Source organism: Enterobacter sp. BIDMC 30, assembly GCF_000534355.1.
GTDB lineage: Bacteria > Pseudomonadota > Gammaproteobacteria > Enterobacterales > Enterobacteriaceae > Enterobacter > Enterobacter ludwigii.
Genome location: NZ_KI973169.1, coordinates 2,192,689 through 2,210,385 on the forward strand (window position 1 = coordinate 2,192,689; position 17,697 = coordinate 2,210,385).

The following is a 17,697-nucleotide window of genomic DNA, read 5'->3' on the forward strand; positions in this document are numbered from 1 at the left end:
ATGGTTTTGCTAATAGCGCGACGCCGATCGCAAACCTGGCAGAAGAGGGTGGAATGTAAAGTATAGTCAAGGCTTCAGGCCGATTTGCAGCGCCAGTTCACGAATGATGCCCGCCGTCATGCCCCAGACAAAATAATGCTGATACCAGGACAACCACACCCGGTGCGCATGACCCCGACGCTGGATATCCAGCGGATGATAACGCCCGAGCCGAAGAGCCTCTTCCAGCGGCATCTCAAACACCGCAGACACTTCATCGACGCTGGCGTGATATTGCAGATCCGGCGGGATAATGCCGACCACCGGTGTGACCTGAAAACCGGTCACGCTGTCGACCGGCGGCAGCACGCCAATGATCTCAACCGCTTCAGGCGGAATGGCGACCTCTTCCTGGGCTTCGCGCAGCGCGGCAGCAATCAGCGAGGCGTCAGAACTGTCCACGGCGCCGCCCGGAAAGGCGACCTGACCGGCGTGCTTACGTAAATGTGGCGAACGCTGGGTGAGCAGCAGGCCCGGCTGCTCACGACGGACCACCGGGATCAACACCGCTGCCTGACGTTGATTGAGGGCTTCGCGGCTCACGTTGGGCCGCAAAAGCTGAAAGCGCGACAGAAAATCATCCAGCGTCAGGTTCTCTTTTTCCACCCGTCATTACTCCAGTTGTTTCAGGATACGGTTAACTTTATCAAAGGTTTCCTGATATTCCGCATCGACCTGGCTATCCGCAACAATTCCGCCCCCTGCGGAACAGTACAGATTCCCATTACAGGCGGTCAGCGTTCGAATGGTGATGCTGGTATCCAGCGTACCGCAGAGACTGATATAGCCAATGCTGCCGCACCAGGCGTTTCGACGATGCGGTTCCAGCTCATCGATTATTTGCATTGCCCGCACTTTAGGCGCGCCGGTTATCGAGCCCCCCGGGAACGCGGCGCGAAGCAGATCGCAGGCCGTGCGCGAGGCGGGCAGTTGCGCGGTAATGGTGCTGACCAGGTGATGCACCGCGGGGAACGGCTCGACGACAAACAGTTCAGGGACACGCACGCTTCCCGGTACGGCGACCCGGCCAATGTCGTTACGCATGAGGTCGACAATCATCAGGTTTTCAGCGCGATCTTTTAACGAGGCCGCCAGTTTTTCCGCCTGCTGGCGGTCGGCAACAGGATCGGCCAGGCGGGGAAGCGTGCCTTTAATCGGTCGCGTCTGAATAGTGCCATCGGCAAGATGAATAAAACGCTCGGGCGAGAGGCTCAGGATAGCGCCCTGTTCCAGGCGCAGAAATGCACTGAACGGTGCCCGGTTACTGGCGTTGAGGCGGGTAAATGCCTGCCACTCATCGCCTTCACAGGTTGCCTGAAAACGCTGGGCAAGGTTGACCTGATAGCAATCACCGCTCTGCAGATACCCCTGAACCCGCTCAAACTTCGCGGCGTACTCCCGCGCGGTCATGTTGGCGCGCCACGCAGAGGTCAGGTGGAAATCCGCTGTTGCGACGGGGACCTGTGCCTCAAGCCAGGCAAGCCGGGCGGACACATCCTGATGGCTGAGCAGAGAGACCGCCTGCTTGTGGTGATCGACGATTATTGCCCAGTCGTAAAGCCCCACCGCCATATCCGGCAGCGGAATGTCGTCCTGCGCAGTCTCCGGCAAGGTTTCGAAACGGCGACCTAAATCATAGCCGAACAAGCCCAGCGCACCCCCCTGGAAGGGAAGGTCGGGATTTTGCGGAACGGTTAAGCCCAGCGCGTCCAGCGCCTGCTGAAGTAATGACAGCGGATCGTCCGTTGACTGCGTTTCGCCCGTCGTAGTCACATTCCCTTGTGTTATCAGGGTCTGCAGAGGGTCGGCAACCAGAATATCAAAGCGGCTATAGGGATGATCCGCATAACCGGAGTGCAGCAACATCGCAAAAGGAAGATGGCTGAGGCGGGCAAACCAGAATTCCGCGGCGTCTGAACGCCAGGGTAATGAAATGACTGTAGGGGGTAACGGGTTCATGTGTGGCATACTACCGGGCAGCGTGAAATAATTAGCGCGGATAATTTAGCAGGAGTTGACAATGTTTGCAGGTTTACCTTCTCTGAGCCATGACCAGCAGCAGAAAGCGGTTGAGCGTATTCAGGAACTGATGTCCCAGGGGATGAGCAGCGGACAGGCGATCACGCAAGTTGCTAATGAACTTCGCGCCACCCACACCGGCGAGCGGATCGTGGCGCGTTTTGAGGATGATGAAGAGGAGTAATCCGGCTTAAACCGCCGCGATAATCTTAATTTCGACTTTGTATTCCGGCTTCATCAGCGTCGCCTGTACGGTACACCGTACGGGCGCATGTCCCGCCACAACCCAGGCATCCCAGGCTTTATTCATCGCCGCAAAATCGTCTTTACTGGCAAGAAAAATGGTCGCATCCAGAATGCGTGATTTGTCGCTGCCTTGCTTTTCCAGCACGGCGTCAATCTGCGCCAGCGTATTCGCCGTCTGTTCGAAGGCATCTGCGTCGAGATTTTCCGGTACACCGGTGTAGTAGAGCGTCTGGTTATGGATGACCACATCAGACCAGCGTGCTTCGGCATCAATGCGCACAATTGTCATAAACGTTTCCTCGTTATTTTCATGTCAGTCGCCAAGACTGCCATATTGTGTTCCCCTCGTCACTATTTGGGGTGGCACTGGAGAGGATGGGCTGACATAATCCCTGTGCAAAAATACAGTGAGAGAGCAACGTGGCAGACGATTTTTCCCCAGAAGGTCAGTTAGCACAGGCGATTCCCGGTTTTAAACCGCGTGAACCCCAGCGGCAGATGGCGCATGCCGTGGCCCGCGCAATCGACACCGCGCAGCCGCTGGTGGTGGAAGCCGGTACCGGCACGGGCAAAACCTATGCCTACCTGGCGCCAGCGCTGCGGGCTAAAAAGAAAGTGATCATCTCCACCGGGTCTAAAGCGCTGCAGGACCAGCTTTACAGCCGCGATCTGCCCACGGTCGCCAACGCCCTGAAGTATAAAGGCCGCCTGGCGTTGCTGAAAGGCCGCTCCAACTACCTCTGCCTGGAACGGCTTGAGCAGCAGGCGCTGGCGGGCGGTGATCTGCCGGTGCAGACGCTCAGCGATGTCATTATTCTTCGCGCCTGGGCCAATCAGACGGAGGAGGGGGATATCAGCACCTGCGCGAGCGTGCCGGAAGACTCTCCCGCCTGGCCGCTGGTCACCAGTACTAACGACAACTGCCTGGGGAGCGACTGCCCGCTGTATAAAGATTGTTTTGTGGTGAAAGCGCGTAAAACCGCCATGGATGCGGATGTCGTGGTGGTCAACCACCATCTCTTCCTTGCCGATATGGTGGTTAAAGATAGCGGCTTTGGCGAACTGATCCCGGAAGCGGACGTGATGATCTTCGATGAAGCCCACCAGCTTCCTGACATCGCCAGCCAGTATTTTGGCCAGTCGCTCTCCAGCCGCCAGCTGCAGGACTTAGCGAAAGATTTCACCATTGCCTACCGCACTGAGTTAAAAGATACCCAACAGCTGCAGAAGTGTGCTGACCGCCTGGCGCAAAGTGCGCAGGATTTTCGCCTGCAACTGGGTGAGCCGGGCTATCGCGGTAATCTGCGTGAGCTGCTGGCAGACAAAAATATCCAGCGCGCGCTGTTGCTGCTCGATGATGCCCTTGAGCTTTGTTACGACGTGGCGAAACTATCGCTCGGCCGTTCCGCACTGCTGGATGCCGCCTTCGAGCGCGCCACGCTCTATCGGGCACGTCTCAAACGGCTGAAAGAGATAAATCAGCCGGGGTTCAGCTACTGGTATGAATGCACCTCCCGCCATTTCACGCTGGCCCTGACGCCGCTGACGGTGGCGGATAAATTCAAAGAGGTGATGGCGCAAAAACCGGGAAGCTGGATCTTCACGTCGGCAACCCTTTCGGTGAATGACGATCTACACCACTTTACCGGGCGTCTGGGGATTGAGGAGGCGGAGTCGCTGCTGCTGCCCAGCCCGTTTGATTATGAAAAACAGGCGTTGCTCTGCGTTCCGCGTAATCTGCCTCTGCCTAACCAGCCCGGTGCGGCGCGCCTGCTGGCGGCAATGCTCAGGCCGATGATCGAGGCCAACAACGGCCGCTGTTTTATGCTCTGCACCTCCCACGCGATGATGCGCGATCTGGCGGAACAGTTCCGCGCCACCATGACTTTGCCGGTTCTGCTTCAGGGTGAGACCAGCAAAGGGCAACTGTTACAGCAGTTTGTCAGTGCCGGTAACGCCCTGCTGGTAGCCACCAGCAGCTTCTGGGAAGGGGTGGACGTGCGGGGAGATACCCTGTCGCTGGTGATCATCGATAAACTGCCGTTTACTTCGCCGGACGATCCGCTGCTGAAGGCACGTATGGAAGACTGCCGTTTGCGCGGCGGCGATCCTTTTGATGAGGTCCAGCTACCGGACGCGGTGATCACCCTTAAACAAGGGGTAGGGCGCCTGATTCGCGACACAGACGACCGCGGCGTGCTGGTCATATGCGATAACCGGCTGGTGATGCGCCCTTACGGTGCGACCTTCCTTGCCAGCTTGCCGCCCGCGCCGCGCACGCGGGACATTAAACGCGCGGTTCGCTTCCTGGCAAACCCAACGGCGGAGTAATTTGCCCGTGAGTATGCTAAGATGCGCGCCATTTTGTGACTGACCATTGCGAGAGCGCGACGACTGATGCGAATTCTGGCTATTGATACCGCGACAGAGGCCTGTTCTGTTGCTCTGTTGAACGACGGTGCTATCTCTGCTCATTTCGAAGAGTGCCCACGAGAACACACCCAACGCATTCTGCCTCTGGTTAAAGAGATTTTAACCCGGGGCAACACCACCTTAACCGACCTCGACGCACTGGCCTTTGGCCGTGGCCCCGGCAGCTTTACGGGCGTACGCATTGGAATTGGCATTGCGCAGGGGCTGGCGCTGGGCGCAGAACTGCCGATGATCGGTGTTTCCACGCTGGCAACCATGGCGCAGGGCGCATGGCGCATGACCGGTGCAACGCGCGTTCTGGCGGCCATTGACGCCCGAATGGGAGAAGTTTACTGGGCAGAATACACCCGCGATGAAAACGGCATCTGGCACGGTGAAGAGACCGAGGCTGTCCTCAAGCCGGAAGCGGTGACCGAGCGGCTGAAACAGCTGTCCGGCGAGTGGGCGACAGTAGGCACCGGCTGGCCGGCATGGCCAGAGATGGCTAACGGCACCGGGATCACGCTGACAGACGGAAACATGCTTCTGCCCGCCGCAGAGGATATGCTTCCCATCGCCTGTCAACTGCTTGAGGCGGGCAAAACCGTGGCCGTTGAACATGCGGAGCCGGTTTATTTGCGAAACACCGTCGCGTGGAAGAAACTTCCAGGCCGGGAATGAATCTCAGTAACAGGAACTGAGAAAAAGGAGTCGCATCATGGCGGTTCAGACTAAAGTTGTACGCCTTTTTATGGCAGGCGCAGTGGCCATAGCACTGAGCGGATGCGTTTCCGTTCCTGATGCGATTAAGGGCAGCAGCCCCACGCCACAGCAGGATCTGGTTCGCGTGATGAATGCGCCTGAGCTTTACGTCGGCCAGGAAGCGCGCTTTGGCGGCAAGGTTATCGAGGTGCAAAACCAGCAGGGGAAAACCCGTCTGGAGATTGCCACCGTTCCGCTGGATAGCGGTGCGCGGCCGATCCTTGGCGAACCTTCCCGCGGGCGTATTTATGCCGACGTTGGCGGTTTTCTCGACCCGGTCGATTTTCGCGGACAGCTGGTCACCGTCGTCGGCCCGATTACCGGTTCGGTAGAGGGCAAAGTCGGCAACACACCGTATAAATTTATGACCATGCAGGTCAACGGGTATAAGCGCTGGCGGCTGACACAGCAGGTCATCATGCCACCTCAGCCGATGGATCCGTGGATGTGGGGTCCACATCCTTATCGGTATGGCTACCCGGGCTGGGGCTGGTATAACCCGGGACCTGCACAGGTTCAGACAATCGTTACTGAGTAACTCCCTGTAATTGTTAGAAAAGAGACAGCGGCTCAGCCGCTGTCTCTGTTTTTTACGAATAAAACGAAAAAAAAGAGTGACGCGCTTCGCAACCTTAAATCTGAACAATTAATAAACTGGTACGCTGAGTTAATATAATGTTAACAAACTGTTTATTATTGGGGTTGTGATGACGACGAACACTCATTTCAGAGGTGATGCATTGAAGAAGGTTTGGCTTAACCGTTATCCCGCAGATGTTCCTGCCGAGATCAATCCTGACCGTTATCAATCCCTGGTTGAATTGTTTGAACACTCGGTGAGGCGTTACGCAGACCAGCCTGCTTTTGTGAATATGGGCGAGGTCATGACGTTCCGTAAACTTGAGGAGCGTAGTCGGGCGTTCGCCGCCTATCTGCAGGAAGGGCTGGGGCTGCAAAAAGGGGACCGCGTCGCGCTGATGATGCCGAACCTGCTGCAATACCCGGTGGCGCTGTTCGGTGTCCTGCGTGCCGGGATGATTGTTGTCAACGTTAACCCGCTGTATACGCCGCGGGAGCTGGAGCATCAGCTAAACGACAGCGGTGCCGCCGCCATTGTGATTGTCTCTAACTTTGCCCACACGCTGGAAAAAGTGGTCGACAAAACCCAGGTCAAACACGTCATCCTGACGCGTATGGGGGATCAACTCTCAACCGCCAAAGGGACACTGGTTAACTTTGTCGTCAAATACATCAAACGTCTGGTGCCGAAATACCACCTGCCGGACGCGATCTCCTTCCGCAGTGCGCTGCAGGCGGGCTACCGCATGCAATACGTTAAACCGGAAGTGGTATCAGAAGACCTCGCGTTTCTGCAGTACACCGGCGGCACAACGGGTGTGGCTAAAGGCGCCATGCTGACCCACCGTAACATGCTGGCAAACCTTGAACAGGTGAATGCCACCTACGGACCGTTGCTGCACCACGGAAAAGAGCTGGTGATCACCGCGCTTCCGCTTTATCACATCTTCGCGCTGACCATGAACTGTCTGCTGTTTATTGAGCTGGGTGGTCAAAACGTATTGATCACAAACCCGCGCGATATTCCGGGGCTGGTGAAAGAGCTGGCGAAATATCCGTTCACCGCCATGACCGGGGTGAATACGCTGTTTAACGCGCTGCTCAACAACAAAGAGTTCCAGAAGCTCGATTTCTCCACGCTGCACCTCTCTGCGGGTGGCGGTATGCCGGTTCAACAGGCCGTTGCCGAACGCTGGATGAAACTGACGGGTCAGTATTTACTGGAAGGCTATGGCCTGACGGAGTGCGCCCCGCTGGTCAGTGTGAACCCGCACGATATCGACTATCACAGCGGAAGCATTGGCTTGCCGGTTCCGTCGACGGAAGCCAAACTGGTTGATGATGACGATAACGAAGTGGCGCCAGGTGAACCGGGCGAACTCTGTGTCAAAGGGCCGCAGGTGATGCTGGGCTACTGGCAACGTCCTGACGCGACCGATGAAATTATCAAAGACGGCTGGCTGCACACCGGTGATATCGCCGTGATGGATGAAGAGGGCTTCCTGCGTATCGTCGATCGTAAGAAAGACATGATTCTGGTTTCCGGTTTCAACGTCTACCCGAATGAAATCGAAGATGTGGTGATGCAGCACAGCGGCGTGCTCGAAGTGGCTGCCGTAGGCGTCCCTTCCGGGAGCAGCGGCGAGGCGGTGAAGATTTTTGTGGTCAAAAAAGACCCTTCTCTTACGGAGGAGGCGCTGATCACCTTCTGTCGTCGTCAGCTGACCGGCTACAAGGTGCCGAAGCTGGTTGAGTTTCGCGAGGAACTGCCGAAATCGAATGTCGGAAAGATATTACGACGAGAATTACGTGACGAAGCCCGTGGCAAAGTAGACAATAAGGCCTGAGCTTCACGCTAATCGCCCAGACGCCGGTTAAGCCGGCGTTTTTTATGGGCGCAAACAAAAGAGAATCCGTTTTGAATTACCAGATGATCACGACCAACGACGAGCTGGCTTCGCTGTGCGAAGTGACGCGCGACTTTCCTGCCATTGCCCTGGATACCGAGTTTGTCCGCACCCGGACCTACTATCCGCAGCTGGGGTTGATTCAGATGTACGACGGTAAACACGTGTCGCTGATCGACCCGCTCGGCATTACCGACTGGACGCCGATGCGTGACCTGCTGCTCGATACTGCGGTAACGAAATACCTGCACGCAGGCAGTGAAGATCTGGAAGTCTTTCTGAATACTTTTGGCGTCATGCCACAACCGTTGATTGATACGCAGATCCTCGCGGCCTTCAGTAATCGACCGCTCTCATGGGGCTTTGCCGCCATGGTTGAGGAGTATACTGGCCTGACGCTGGATAAAAGCGAATCCCGCACCGACTGGCTGGCACGCCCATTAACCGAGCGTCAACTGGAATACGCGGCGGCAGACGTGTTTTACCTCCTGCCGATTGCCGGCCAGCTGATGAAAGAGGCGGAAGCGTCAGGCTGGTTGCCCGCCGCGCTGGATGAGTGCCGAATGACGCAGCAGCGTCGTCAGGAAGTGGTTGATCCGAAAGAGGCCTGGCGCGATATCAGTAACGCCTGGCAGCTGCGTACGCGTCAGCTGGCGTGTCTGCAGCTGTTAGCGGACTGGCGTTTGCGTAAAGCACGCGAGCGCGATCTGGCCGTTAACTTTGTGGTACGCGAAGAACACCTCTGGGCGGTCGCGCGGTATATGCCGGGCAGCATGGGCGAACTGGACAGCATCGGGCTTTCCGGCAGCGAGATCCGTTTCCACGGTAAAACCCTGCTTGCGCTGGTGGCAAAAGCGCAGGAAATGCCGGACGAAGCACTGCCGGAGCCACTGCTGAATCTGATGGATATGCCAGGCTATCGCAAGGCGTTCAAGGATATCAAAGCGCTGGTGCAGGACGTCGCGACGCAAAGCAAACTGGGCGCGGAACTGCTGGCGTCACGCCGTCAGATTAACCAGCTGCTGAACTGGCACTGGAAGCTGAAACCTCAGAATGGTTTGCCGGAAATGATGGCGGGCTGGCGCGGGGAATTGATGGCCGATCGCCTGAATACTGTGCTGGAAGGTTATCCGCGATAATGAAAATGCCGGGTCATGCTGACATGCCCGGCACATTTCCCCGGCGGCATACGCTTACCGGGGATACACAATCCCGAACTACGGACGTGACTCTTCGGCTTCCGGGAGCGTAACGTTCAGCTCCAGAATCGAAATATCCCCGTCTTTTTGCTCCAGCTGCACCGTGACCATCTCCGGGTCAATCTGCACATACTTACAGATCACTTCCAGGATGTCCTTACGCAGCTGCGGCAGGTAGTGTGGCTCGGCGTCACTACGACGACGCTCCGCAACGATGATTTGCAGTCGTTCTTTTGCGATGTTGGCGGTGTTCTTTTTCCGCGAGAGAAAAAAGTCCAGTAATGCCATAACTTATCCTCCGAACAGGCGTTTGAGGAAACCTTTCTTCTCTTCTTCAATGAAGCGGAAAGGACGTTCTTCTCCCAGCAGACGGTCAACGGTATCCGCGTACGCTTTACCTGCATCTGCCATTGTATCCAGGATCACTGGCTCGCCCTGGTTAGAGGCGCGCAATACGGATTGATCTTCCGGGATCACGCCGACCAGTTTGATGCGCAGGATCTCCAGCACGTCTTCCATGCTAAGCATGTCACCTTTGTTCACGCGACCCGGGTTATAGCGGGTCAGCAGCAGGTGCTCTTTAATGGGTTCTTCGCCATTTTCCGCACGACGCGATTTGGAGGCGAGGATCCCCAGAATACGGTCCGAGTCACGCACGGATGAGACTTCAGGGTTGGTGGTGATGATGGCTTCATCAGCGAAGTAGAGTGCCATCAGGGCGCCCGTTTCGATGCCGGCAGGGGAGTCACAGACAACGAAGTCAAACTCCATTTTTTTCAGCTCGTCGAGCACCTTTTCCACGCCTTCACGGGTCAGGGCGTCTTTATCACGCGTCTGAGAAGCCGGAAGGATGTAGAGGTTTTCGGTGCGCTTGTCTTTAATCAGCGCCTGGTTCAGTGTGGCGTCGCCCTGAATGACGTTCACGAAGTCATAGACCACGCGACGTTCACATCCCATGATCAGGTCGAGGTTACGCAGACCGATATCGAAATCGATAACGACGGTTTTCTTTCCCTTCTGGGCCAAACCAGTAGCGATGGCCGCGCTGGAGGTGGTCTTGCCAACGCCTCCTTTACCCGAAGTAACAACAATAATGCGTGCCATAGAAATTCCTTGTTAAAAAGGGATCAATTCAACGGTTGAACGGTCAACGCGTCGTCTGCCAGTCGCAGACGAGCCGCTTTGCCATAAAATTCGGCTGGGATCTTGTCGCTCAGCCAATATTCACCTGCGATGGACACCAGTTCCGCCGTCAGATGAGTACAAAATATTTGTGCATCCCTGTCACCACTTGCACCCGCGAGCGCACGCCCACGCATCATACCGTATACGTGAATATTGCCATCTGCAATCAGCTCTGCGCCAGCGCTGACGTGGCTTGTAACAATCAGATCACAGTTTGGTGCATAAATGCGCTGACCGGAACGAACCGGCACATCAATCAATCGCGTTTTTGTGACAGGTGTAACGTTTTGCACCGGAGGAGGGGGCGTTTGGACTGCCGCAGGGGCAGGACGCGCGGCTTTTTCTTTGCCTTCGGTCAGAATGGGCAGACCCGCACGGTCAATTTCTGCTTTTAGCTCAGCATCTTTGCAGCCGCTGATACCGACGATACGCAACCCGGTCGCGGCCACGGCTTGCTGGAGAAGTTTCCAGTTAACCGGTGCATCCAGACCACTGACATTCACGACGACGGGGGCATGTTTCAGAAAAGCGGGAGCCTGCGCAATTTTGTCTTCTAACGCCTGACGAATAACCTCGGGTTTTGCATCATGCAAATGTACCACTGATAAGGTGAAGCTACTGCCTTTAAGCTCGATTGGCGTGTTTGACATCCTGGCCTTACTCAATTTGCTATTAACCGCAACACCGCCGTTGCGATATTCCGAAGAGTATCAGGCATGTTATAGTCAGGAGTATATTGAGGCAAGCAACCACCCATTAATTCAGAGTAAAAACATGTTTTGTGTGATCTACAGAAGTACAAGTCGTGACCAGACCTATCTTTATGTCGAAAAGAAAGACGATTTTTCGCGCGTACCTGAAGAATTAATGAAGAACTTTGGCCGACCTCAGCTGGCGATGCTGCTGCCGCTGGATGGCCGTAAGAAACTGGTCAACGCCGATCTGGAAAAAGTGAAAACCGCATTAGCGGAGCAAGGCTATTATTTACAACTCCCGCCACCACCCGAGAATTTATTAAAACAGCATCTTGAGGTGAACGGGAAAAAATAGTCCCGGCTGTTTTCGGGGTTAACACATCAACCGTTTAGGGGTCGTACATGTATCAACATCATAACTGGCAAGGTGCATTACTGGATTATCCCGTCAGCAAAGTGGTCTGCGTAGGCAGTAACTATGCCAAACATATTCAGGAGATGGGCAGCGCGACGCCAGACGAGCCGGTCCTGTTCATCAAGCCAGAAACCGCGCTGTGCGACATTCGCCAGCCGCTGGCGCTGCCGCAGGGGTTGGGGTCGGTGCATCATGAAGTGGAACTGGCCGTGCTGATTGGCGCGACGCTGCGTCAGGCCTCCGAAGAGCATGTGCAAAAGGCGATTGCCGGATACGGTGTCGCGCTCGACCTGACCCTGCGTGATGTTCAGGGCAAAATGAAGAAAGCGGGGCAGCCGTGGGAAAAGGCCAAAGGGTTTGATAACGCTTGCCCGATCTCCGGTTTTATTCCGGTAAGTGAATTTACCGACGATCCGCAGAACACCCCGCTCAGCCTGAAGGTTAACGGCGAGATCCGCCAGCAGGGCACCACGGCAGATATGATCCATAAAATTGTGCCGCTGATTGCCTACATGAGCCGCTTCTTTACCCTGAAACCGGGCGATGTGATCCTCACCGGTACGCCAGAAGGTGTCGGCCCGCTGCAGGCCGGTGACGAACTGGACGTCAGTTTTAACGGTCTGTCACTGAAAACTCGCGTGCTGTAAAAGCATCTTGCCGCCTGAAGAGGGCGGCAAAACTTGCAACAACGTGCCAGACTCGTTATAAGGTGCGCTCTCTTTTGACGTGTGGACATCCTGATGAACAACATTCCTTTCTGGCAAAGCAAAACTCTCGACCAAATGACAGACGTGGAGTGGGAATCGTTGTGTGACGGTTGCGGGCAGTGCTGCCTGCATAAACTGATGGATGAAGATTCGGACGAAATCTATTTCACCAACGTTGCCTGCAAGCAGCTGAACATCAAAACCTGCCAGTGTCGCAACTATGAGCGTCGCTTCGAGTACGAGCCGGATTGCATCAAGCTAACCCGTGAGAACCTGCCCACCTTCGAATGGCTGCCGCATACCTGCGCCTATCGTCTGCTGGCGGAAGGCAAAGACCTGCCAAAATGGCACCCGCTGCTGACGGGCTCCAAAGCAGCGATGCACGGTGAACGCATCTCTGTACGTCATATTGCGGTGAAAGAGTCTGAGGTACAGGACTGGGAAGATCACATCATGAATCATCCCAACCGTGGATAAGAAAAAACCCGCCGAGGCGGGTTTTTTTTACCTGCCAAACAGGTCGCGTTTCTTGGGTTTGAACGGCTGTGCGATGAGCACCAGTAGCGCCACAATGAAGTAGGCCACAAAAATCCCCACCAGCCACTGCGGCATCTCAAGGCTCAGGAATTCCCACTGGCGCACAGAGCAGTCACCGGAAGCAACAAACACCTGCGGCAGCCATTTATCAAGCGGCAGCCAGCTCGGGAAGCGGGCGGCGAAATCACAGGTCATAAAAGGTGACGGATGCAGCTGCATCATGGTGTGCTGCCAGGAGAGCTCAATACCTTTCCAGGCGCTGTACAGCCAGATGGCAATTGCGGCATAGCGTAACGGCGATTTAGGGGCAATCGCGCCCACCAGACCCGCACCCATAATGCCGAACAATGCACAGCGTTCGTAAATACAGAGTACGCAAGGCTGAAGTCCCATCACATGCTGGAACCACAGCGCGACCATTTCCAGCGCAAAGGCGGTCAGGGCCATTAACAACCACGCTCCGCGACCGCGAGAGCACTGGTTTAAAAATCTCAACATAATCATTTCCCTGGAACATGCTTAGAAAGCGCAGTGTAAACGAATTCGTTTTTCGCGCCACCTGTACCTGACGAAATAAAACGTAATTGGATGTTTATCGTGCGAAAAGGTAAACGGGCAGCAAGCTGCCCGATATATCAGGTTTACTGCGCGGCAAGTATACCCGCTTGTATCAACCATTGCGTACAGGGAATAAGGGTAATTTTGACGCAAAGCAATCCTACAAGCGTGAGCACCAGCGTATAGGGAAGCGCCATCCAGACCATTCGCCCATAAGAAAGACGTATGAGTGGAGCCAGCGCAGAGGTCAGCAGGAACAAGAACGCCGCCTGACCGTTGGGCGTCGCCACCGACGGCAGGTTGGTCCCGGTGTTAATTGCCACCGCCAGCAGTTCGAACTGTCCGGCGCTGATGACGCCTTGCTCCATGGCCGTTTTGGCCTCGTTGATGTAGACCGTGCCAACAAACACGTTATCCGAGATAGACGACAGCAGCCCGTTAAACAGATAAAACAGCGAAAGCTGAGCATCCGGTGCCGCCTGCAAGACAAAGGTAATGATCGGCGCGAAAAGCTTCTGGTCGATGATCACCGCGACGACCGCAAAAAAGACGGCCAGCAGGGCGGTAAAGGGCAGGGCTTCCGTAAAGGCTTTGCCAATCGCATGCTCATCCGTCACGCCAGTAAAACTGGTGGCGAGAATAATCACCGACAGGCCAATTAAACCGACTTCGGCAAGATGAAACGCCAGTGCGGCGATAAGCCAGACGCCGATGACGCCCTGTGCAATAAGACGCAGCGTCTCCTGCCGTGTCCGCTGGCTACGGCTTTGCTGGTCGAATTTCTGCAGCTCCTGACGCACGGGCGCCGGAATATGCGCGCCATAGCCAAAGAGGCTGAATTTCTCCACCACCACACAGGTCGCCAGACCGCACACCAGAACCGGTATGCTCACCGGTGCCATTCGCAGGAAGAAATCACCAAAATGCCAGCCCGCAGCTTTAGCAATAATCAGGTTTTGCGGTTCACCCACCATCGTCATCACGCCGCCCAGGGCAGTCCCGACGCCGGCATGCATCATCAGGCTGCGCAGGAAGGCGCGGAACTGTTCCAGTACCTCGCGGTGGTCATTATCGACCTGGCTGTCATCAAGCAGGTCATCGCCGGGACGTGAAGAGGCCACCCGGTGATAAATACCATAAAACCCGACCGCGACGCTTATCACCACGGCGACCACCGTCAGCGCATCCAGGAAGGCTGAAAGAAATGCTGCAGCCACGCAGAAAGCCAGCGACAAAAGCGTTTTTGAAGGAATGCTCAGCAGCAGGCGGGTAAAAATAAACAGCAGCAGCTGTTTCATAAAGTAGATGCCGGCCACCATAAACATCAGCAGCAGAAGCACTTCAAGGTTTGAGGCCAGTTCTGCCTTTACATGCTCGGCGCTGGTCATGCCAATGACAACCGCTTCAATGGCCAGCAAACCGCCAGGCAGCAGGGGATAGCACTTCAGCGCCATGGCCAGGGTGAAGATAAACTCCGCAACCAGCAGCCACCCGGCAATAAACGGGTGCATAATAAAGATGAGAGGATTAACAACCAGGAACACCAGAAGTATCAGCTTGTACCAGTCGGGAGACTGGCCTAAAAAATTGCGCCATAACGCGCGCCCAAAAGAAATTTCCACGACAGACGTTCTTCCCCGTGAAGTAAAACAAAACATCAGTATACGCAAAAATCACGGTCTGGAGGGGGATTCGGCTGCAATGTAAATTTCATAAAAATGAAACGACGATCCCTCTTTTCTCTCACTGCTGCGCTATCTGCCTCTGCGAGCCTCTGGTATGATGAGTGCAATTTGCTAAAGCTGTGTAATGGAAATCTCACTATGGTCATTAAGGCGCAGAGCCCGGCGGGTTTCGCGGAAGAGTACATCATTGAAAGCATCTGGAATAATCGTTTCCCTGCAGGGTCCATTCTTCCGGCTGAACGCGAACTCTCTGAACTGATTGGCGTCACTCGCACCACGCTTCGGGAAGTGCTCCAGCGACTGGCGCGTGATGGGTGGTTGACGATTCAGCATGGCAAGCCAACAAAAGTAAACAATTTCTGGGAAACCTCCGGGCTGAATATTCTTGAAACGCTGGCGCGCCTCGATCATGAAAGCGTGCCGCAGCTGATTGATAATCTGCTCTCCGTGCGTACCAATATCGCCACCATCTTTATTCGTACGGCTTTCCGTCAGCACCCGGAAGATGCGCTCCAGGTTCTGGCCAGTGCCAACCAGGTGGAAGACCATGCGGATGCGTTTGCTACCCTTGATTACAACATCTTCCGCGGCCTGGCGTTTGCCTCCGGTAACCCGATTTACGGCCTCATCCTTAACGGCATGAAAGGGCTCTATACCCGTATCGGTCGTCACTACTTTGCCAATCCGGAAGCCCGCAGTCTGGCGCTGGGCTTTTACCACAAGCTGAGCGAGCTCTGCTCCACCGGTCAGCACGATCAGGTGTATGAAACCGTGCGCCGCTACGGCCGCGACTCAGGTGAAATCTGGCACCGGATGCAAAAAACGCTGCCGGGTGACCTGGCCATCCAGACCCGCTAAAAGAAAAAACCTCTCAGCTGAGAGGTTTTTTTTCGCCCTGACGCGGGCGTTTCGGTTCAGGCAGGCACTACAGCGTATTCATCCGCGTCGGGCAGCGCTCCAGCAGCTCCACGCTACCGTCTTCATTCTGCTGCTCCAGCAACACGTCAAAGCCCCACAGGCGATGCACATGCTTCAGCACCTCTTTGCGCCCTTTATCCAGCGGGGCACGGTTGTGCGGGATGTAGCGCAGCGTCAGAGAGCGGTCACCGCGGAGATCCACGTTCCATACCTGAATATTGGGTTCAAGATTGCTCAGGTTGTACTGGGAAGAGAGGCGAGAGCGGATCTCCCGGTATCCCTCTTCGTTATGAATCGCTGAAATTTCCAGGAAGTTGTTACGGTCATCATCCAGCACGGTGAAGAAGCGGAAATCGCGCATGATCTTCGGCGACATAAACTGGCTAATAAAGCTCTCATCCTTGAAATCGCGCATCGCAAAATGCAGCGTTTCCAGCCAGTCCGAACCGGCAATATCCGGGAACCAGTATTTGTCCTCTTCCGTTGGCGACTGGCAGATACGTTTGATGTCCTGGAACATCGCAAAGCCGAGGGCATACGGGTTAATGCCGCTGTACCACGGGCTGTTGTAAGGCGGCTGGAACACCACGTTGGTATGGCTGTGGAGGAATTCCATCATAAACCGCTCGGTGACTTTCCCCTCGTCATACAGATGGTTGAGGATGGTGTAATGCCAGAATGTCGCCCAGCCTTCGTTCATCACCTGCGTCTGTTTTTGCGGATAGAAGTACTGGCTGACCTTACGCACAATGCGCAGGATCTCACGCTGCCATGACTCCAGCAGCGGCGCGTTCTTCTCCATAAAGTAGAGCAGGTTTTCCTGTGGCTCAGACGGGTAGCGGCGCGCCTCAGCGACAGCTTTCTCTTCTTCACGCTTAGGCAAGGTGCGCCACAGCATATTCACCTGGCTTTGCAGATACTCCTCGCGGCTTTTCTGCCGGGCTTTCTCCTCCTGCAGGGAAATTTTCTGCGGTCGTTTGTAGCGGTCTACGCCGTAGTTCATCAGCGCATGGCAGGAGTCGAGCAGTTTCTCCACTTCATCGACGCCGTAGCGCTCTTCGCAGTCGGTAATGTATTTACGGGCGAAGATCAGGTAATCGACGATCGAGCTGGCGTCCGTCCAGCTGCGGAAAAGATAGTTATTCTTGAAGAAAGAGTTGTGCCCGTAGCAGGCATGCGCCATCACCAGCGCCTGCATGGTAATGGTGTTCTCTTCCATCAGGTAAGCGATACACGGGTTGGAGTTGATGACGATTTCATACGCCAGCCCCTGCTGGCCGTGTTTATACAGCCGTTCCGTTTCAATAAATTTTTTACCAAACGACCAGTGCGGATAATTGATCGGCATCCCGACGCTGGAATAGGCATCCATCATCTGTTCGGAGGTTATGACTTCAATCTGGTGAGGATAGGTATCCAGGCGATAGAGTTTTGCTACCCGGTCGATTTCAGCGAGGTAGACATCCAGCAACTCAAAGGTCCAGTCGGGTCCATCGCTGAGACGTGTGTTGTCCTTGTTCAGGGAATCAATAGTAGCCATTAGCGCGCCCTCGTTGTGGGTGCTCTCTCTGTCTGGAGAGCCTCCTTTCAAGCATAGATCAACGTGTTAAAAAGCGTGCTGGAGCAGAAATTTTTTCTTTACGATTTCCCGTTTTCAATACGGTAAATAAAGCGGTTCATGCAGAGTTTTATGCTGGTTAAAAATAACGCGCAGCAGGAGATCCCAAATAAGTCCTTTCCCCGCCAGTAGGGGAAGATGTGAGATAAGTCACCATAAAAAAGTCGTATGTTGAATAATATTTTCAACTAGGTTATCAATCTGTAATTAGAAGAT

At 55.1% G+C, this 17,697-nt stretch carries 19 protein-coding genes; 10 read left to right on the top strand and 9 right to left on the bottom strand.

From position 1 onward, the window contains the following. Positions 1-66 precede the first annotated feature (66 nt). The gene (locus L466_RS11870) at positions 67-645 is read right to left on the bottom strand and encodes a CoA pyrophosphatase (protein WP_014170594.1); all 579 of its coding nucleotides are present in this window, start codon (positions 643-645) and stop codon (positions 67-69) included. A gap of 6 nt (positions 646-651) precedes the next feature. Further along, positions 652-1,998 (bottom strand): aminodeoxychorismate synthase component 1, encoded by a 1,347-nt coding sequence (gene pabB, locus L466_RS11865; protein ID WP_032680790.1) that lies wholly within the window; start codon positions 1,996-1,998, stop codon positions 652-654. Positions 1,999-2,059: 61 nt separating this feature from the next. On the opposite strand from pabB, the gene L466_RS11860 reads away from it, so the two are divergent. Next, positions 2,060-2,242: a YoaH family protein gene (locus tag L466_RS11860; protein WP_020883426.1), complete on the top strand. Its 183-nt coding sequence runs from the start codon at positions 2,060-2,062 to the stop codon at positions 2,240-2,242. 6 nt (positions 2,243-2,248) lie between these two features. Here the strand turns inward: L466_RS11860 and L466_RS11855 are convergent, their stop codons facing one another. Further along, positions 2,249-2,593: a RidA family protein gene (locus tag L466_RS11855; RefSeq protein ID WP_014170591.1), complete on the bottom strand. Its 345-nt coding sequence runs from the start codon at positions 2,591-2,593 to the stop codon at positions 2,249-2,251. A 131-nt stretch (positions 2,594-2,724) separates the two neighbouring features. Here L466_RS11855 and L466_RS11850 point away from each other — a divergent pair, with 131 nt between their 5' ends. The 5 genes from L466_RS11850 (at position 2,725) to rnd (ending at position 9,103) form a co-directional block, all read left to right on the top strand. After that, a complete protein-coding gene (locus L466_RS11850; RefSeq protein WP_014170590.1) occupies positions 2,725-4,635 on the top strand; it encodes an ATP-dependent DNA helicase in 1,911 nt (636 codons plus the stop codon). Positions 4,636-4,701: 66 nt separating this feature from the next. Then, positions 4,702-5,397, top strand: a complete 696-nt coding sequence (gene tsaB / locus L466_RS11845; protein WP_014170589.1) for a tRNA (adenosine(37)-N6)-threonylcarbamoyltransferase complex dimerization subunit type 1 TsaB — start codon at positions 4,702-4,704, stop codon at positions 5,395-5,397. A 37-nt stretch (positions 5,398-5,434) separates the two neighbouring features. Continuing rightward, positions 5,435-6,016: a Slp family lipoprotein gene (locus L466_RS11840; RefSeq protein ID WP_020883430.1), complete on the top strand. Its 582-nt coding sequence runs from the start codon at positions 5,435-5,437 to the stop codon at positions 6,014-6,016. Between the two features lie 202 nt (positions 6,017-6,218). Continuing rightward, a complete protein-coding gene (fadD, locus tag L466_RS11835; protein WP_032669980.1) occupies positions 6,219-7,904 on the top strand; it encodes a long-chain-fatty-acid--CoA ligase FadD in 1,686 nt (561 codons plus the stop codon). 83 nt (positions 7,905-7,987) lie between these two features. Beyond that, on the top strand, positions 7,988-9,103 hold the full coding sequence (gene rnd / locus L466_RS11830; protein WP_123266851.1) for a ribonuclease D: 1,116 nt from the start codon (positions 7,988-7,990) through the stop codon (positions 9,101-9,103). 78 nt (positions 9,104-9,181) lie between these two features. Here the strand turns inward: rnd and minE are convergent, their stop codons facing one another. From minE to minC, 3 genes are read right to left on the bottom strand one after another with little or no spacing between them, the layout of a single operon-like run. After that, the gene (minE, locus tag L466_RS11825) at positions 9,182-9,451 is read right to left on the bottom strand and encodes a cell division topological specificity factor MinE (protein ID WP_008500504.1); all 270 of its coding nucleotides are present in this window, start codon (positions 9,449-9,451) and stop codon (positions 9,182-9,184) included. A gap of 3 nt (positions 9,452-9,454) precedes the next feature. Beyond that, the gene (gene minD / locus L466_RS11820) at positions 9,455-10,267 is read right to left on the bottom strand and encodes a septum site-determining protein MinD (protein ID WP_014170584.1); all 813 of its coding nucleotides are present in this window, start codon (positions 10,265-10,267) and stop codon (positions 9,455-9,457) included. Between the two features lie 23 nt (positions 10,268-10,290). After that, positions 10,291-10,998 (bottom strand): septum site-determining protein MinC, encoded by a 708-nt coding sequence (minC, locus tag L466_RS11815; RefSeq protein ID WP_020883433.1) that lies wholly within the window; start codon positions 10,996-10,998, stop codon positions 10,291-10,293. A 124-nt stretch (positions 10,999-11,122) separates the two neighbouring features. Between minC and L466_RS11810 the strand changes: the two genes are divergently transcribed. The 3 genes from L466_RS11810 (at position 11,123) to L466_RS11800 (ending at position 12,642) form a co-directional block, all read left to right on the top strand. Next, positions 11,123-11,398 (top strand): YcgL domain-containing protein, encoded by a 276-nt coding sequence (locus tag L466_RS11810; protein ID WP_020883434.1) that lies wholly within the window; start codon positions 11,123-11,125, stop codon positions 11,396-11,398. 47 nt (positions 11,399-11,445) lie between these two features. After that, a complete protein-coding gene (locus L466_RS11805) occupies positions 11,446-12,105 on the top strand; it encodes a fumarylacetoacetate hydrolase family protein (RefSeq protein WP_020883435.1) in 660 nt (219 codons plus the stop codon). A 93-nt stretch (positions 12,106-12,198) separates the two neighbouring features. Further along, the gene (locus tag L466_RS11800) at positions 12,199-12,642 is read left to right on the top strand and encodes a YcgN family cysteine cluster protein (protein ID WP_020883436.1); all 444 of its coding nucleotides are present in this window, start codon (positions 12,199-12,201) and stop codon (positions 12,640-12,642) included. Between the two features lie 27 nt (positions 12,643-12,669). On the opposite strand, the gene dsbB is transcribed toward L466_RS11800, so the two are convergent. Next, positions 12,670-13,200 carry a disulfide bond formation protein DsbB gene (dsbB, locus tag L466_RS11795; RefSeq protein ID WP_020883437.1) on the bottom strand — a complete coding sequence of 177 codons (531 nt, stop codon included), beginning with the start codon at positions 13,198-13,200 and terminating at the stop codon, positions 12,670-12,672. A gap of 143 nt (positions 13,201-13,343) precedes the next feature. Beyond that, complete coding sequence (gene nhaB / locus L466_RS11790; RefSeq protein WP_032680791.1) at positions 13,344-14,882, bottom strand: Na(+)/H(+) antiporter NhaB; 1,539 nt, start codon at positions 14,880-14,882, stop codon at positions 13,344-13,346. A 201-nt stretch (positions 14,883-15,083) separates the two neighbouring features. On the opposite strand from nhaB, the gene fadR reads away from it, so the two are divergent. Next, positions 15,084-15,803, top strand: a complete 720-nt coding sequence (fadR, locus tag L466_RS11785; RefSeq protein ID WP_025203875.1) for a fatty acid metabolism transcriptional regulator FadR — start codon at positions 15,084-15,086, stop codon at positions 15,801-15,803. A 67-nt stretch (positions 15,804-15,870) separates the two neighbouring features. Here the strand turns inward: fadR and L466_RS11780 are convergent, their stop codons facing one another. Then, complete coding sequence (locus L466_RS11780) at positions 15,871-17,403, bottom strand: SpoVR family protein (RefSeq protein WP_020883440.1); 1,533 nt, start codon at positions 17,401-17,403, stop codon at positions 15,871-15,873. Between the last annotated feature and the right edge of the window lie 294 nt (positions 17,404-17,697).

What these genes read in the sequence shown, in the direction of transcription:
- pabB (WP_032680790.1), bottom strand. Translation starts at nt 1,998, where the DNA reads ATGAACCCGTTACCCCCTACAGTCATTTCATTACCCTGGCGTTCAGAC.
- L466_RS11860 (WP_020883426.1), top strand. Translation starts at nt 2,060, where the DNA reads ATGTTTGCAGGTTTACCTTCTCTGAGCCATGACCAGCAGCAGAAAGCG.
- L466_RS11855 (WP_014170591.1), bottom strand. Translation starts at nt 2,593, where the DNA reads ATGACAATTGTGCGCATTGATGCCGAAGCACGCTGGTCTGATGTGGTC.
- tsaB (WP_014170589.1), top strand. Translation starts at nt 4,702, where the DNA reads ATGCGAATTCTGGCTATTGATACCGCGACAGAGGCCTGTTCTGTTGCT.
- L466_RS11840 (WP_020883430.1), top strand. Translation starts at nt 5,435, where the DNA reads ATGGCGGTTCAGACTAAAGTTGTACGCCTTTTTATGGCAGGCGCAGTG.
- rnd (WP_123266851.1), top strand. Translation starts at nt 7,988, where the DNA reads ATGATCACGACCAACGACGAGCTGGCTTCGCTGTGCGAAGTGACGCGC.
- minE (WP_008500504.1), bottom strand. Translation starts at nt 9,451, where the DNA reads ATGGCATTACTGGACTTTTTTCTCTCGCGGAAAAAGAACACCGCCAAC.
- minD (WP_014170584.1), bottom strand. Translation starts at nt 10,267, where the DNA reads ATGGCACGCATTATTGTTGTTACTTCGGGTAAAGGAGGCGTTGGCAAG.
- minC (WP_020883433.1), bottom strand. Translation starts at nt 10,998, where the DNA reads ATGTCAAACACGCCAATCGAGCTTAAAGGCAGTAGCTTCACCTTATCA.
- L466_RS11810 (WP_020883434.1), top strand. Translation starts at nt 11,123, where the DNA reads ATGTTTTGTGTGATCTACAGAAGTACAAGTCGTGACCAGACCTATCTT.
- L466_RS11805 (WP_020883435.1), top strand. Translation starts at nt 11,446, where the DNA reads ATGTATCAACATCATAACTGGCAAGGTGCATTACTGGATTATCCCGTC.
- L466_RS11800 (WP_020883436.1), top strand. Translation starts at nt 12,199, where the DNA reads ATGAACAACATTCCTTTCTGGCAAAGCAAAACTCTCGACCAAATGACA.
- dsbB (WP_020883437.1), bottom strand. Translation starts at nt 13,200, where the DNA reads ATGTTGAGATTTTTAAACCAGTGCTCTCGCGGTCGCGGAGCGTGGTTG.
- fadR (WP_025203875.1), top strand. Translation starts at nt 15,084, where the DNA reads ATGGTCATTAAGGCGCAGAGCCCGGCGGGTTTCGCGGAAGAGTACATC.
- L466_RS11780 (WP_020883440.1), bottom strand. Translation starts at nt 17,403, where the DNA reads ATGGCTACTATTGATTCCCTGAACAAGGACAACACACGTCTCAGCGAT.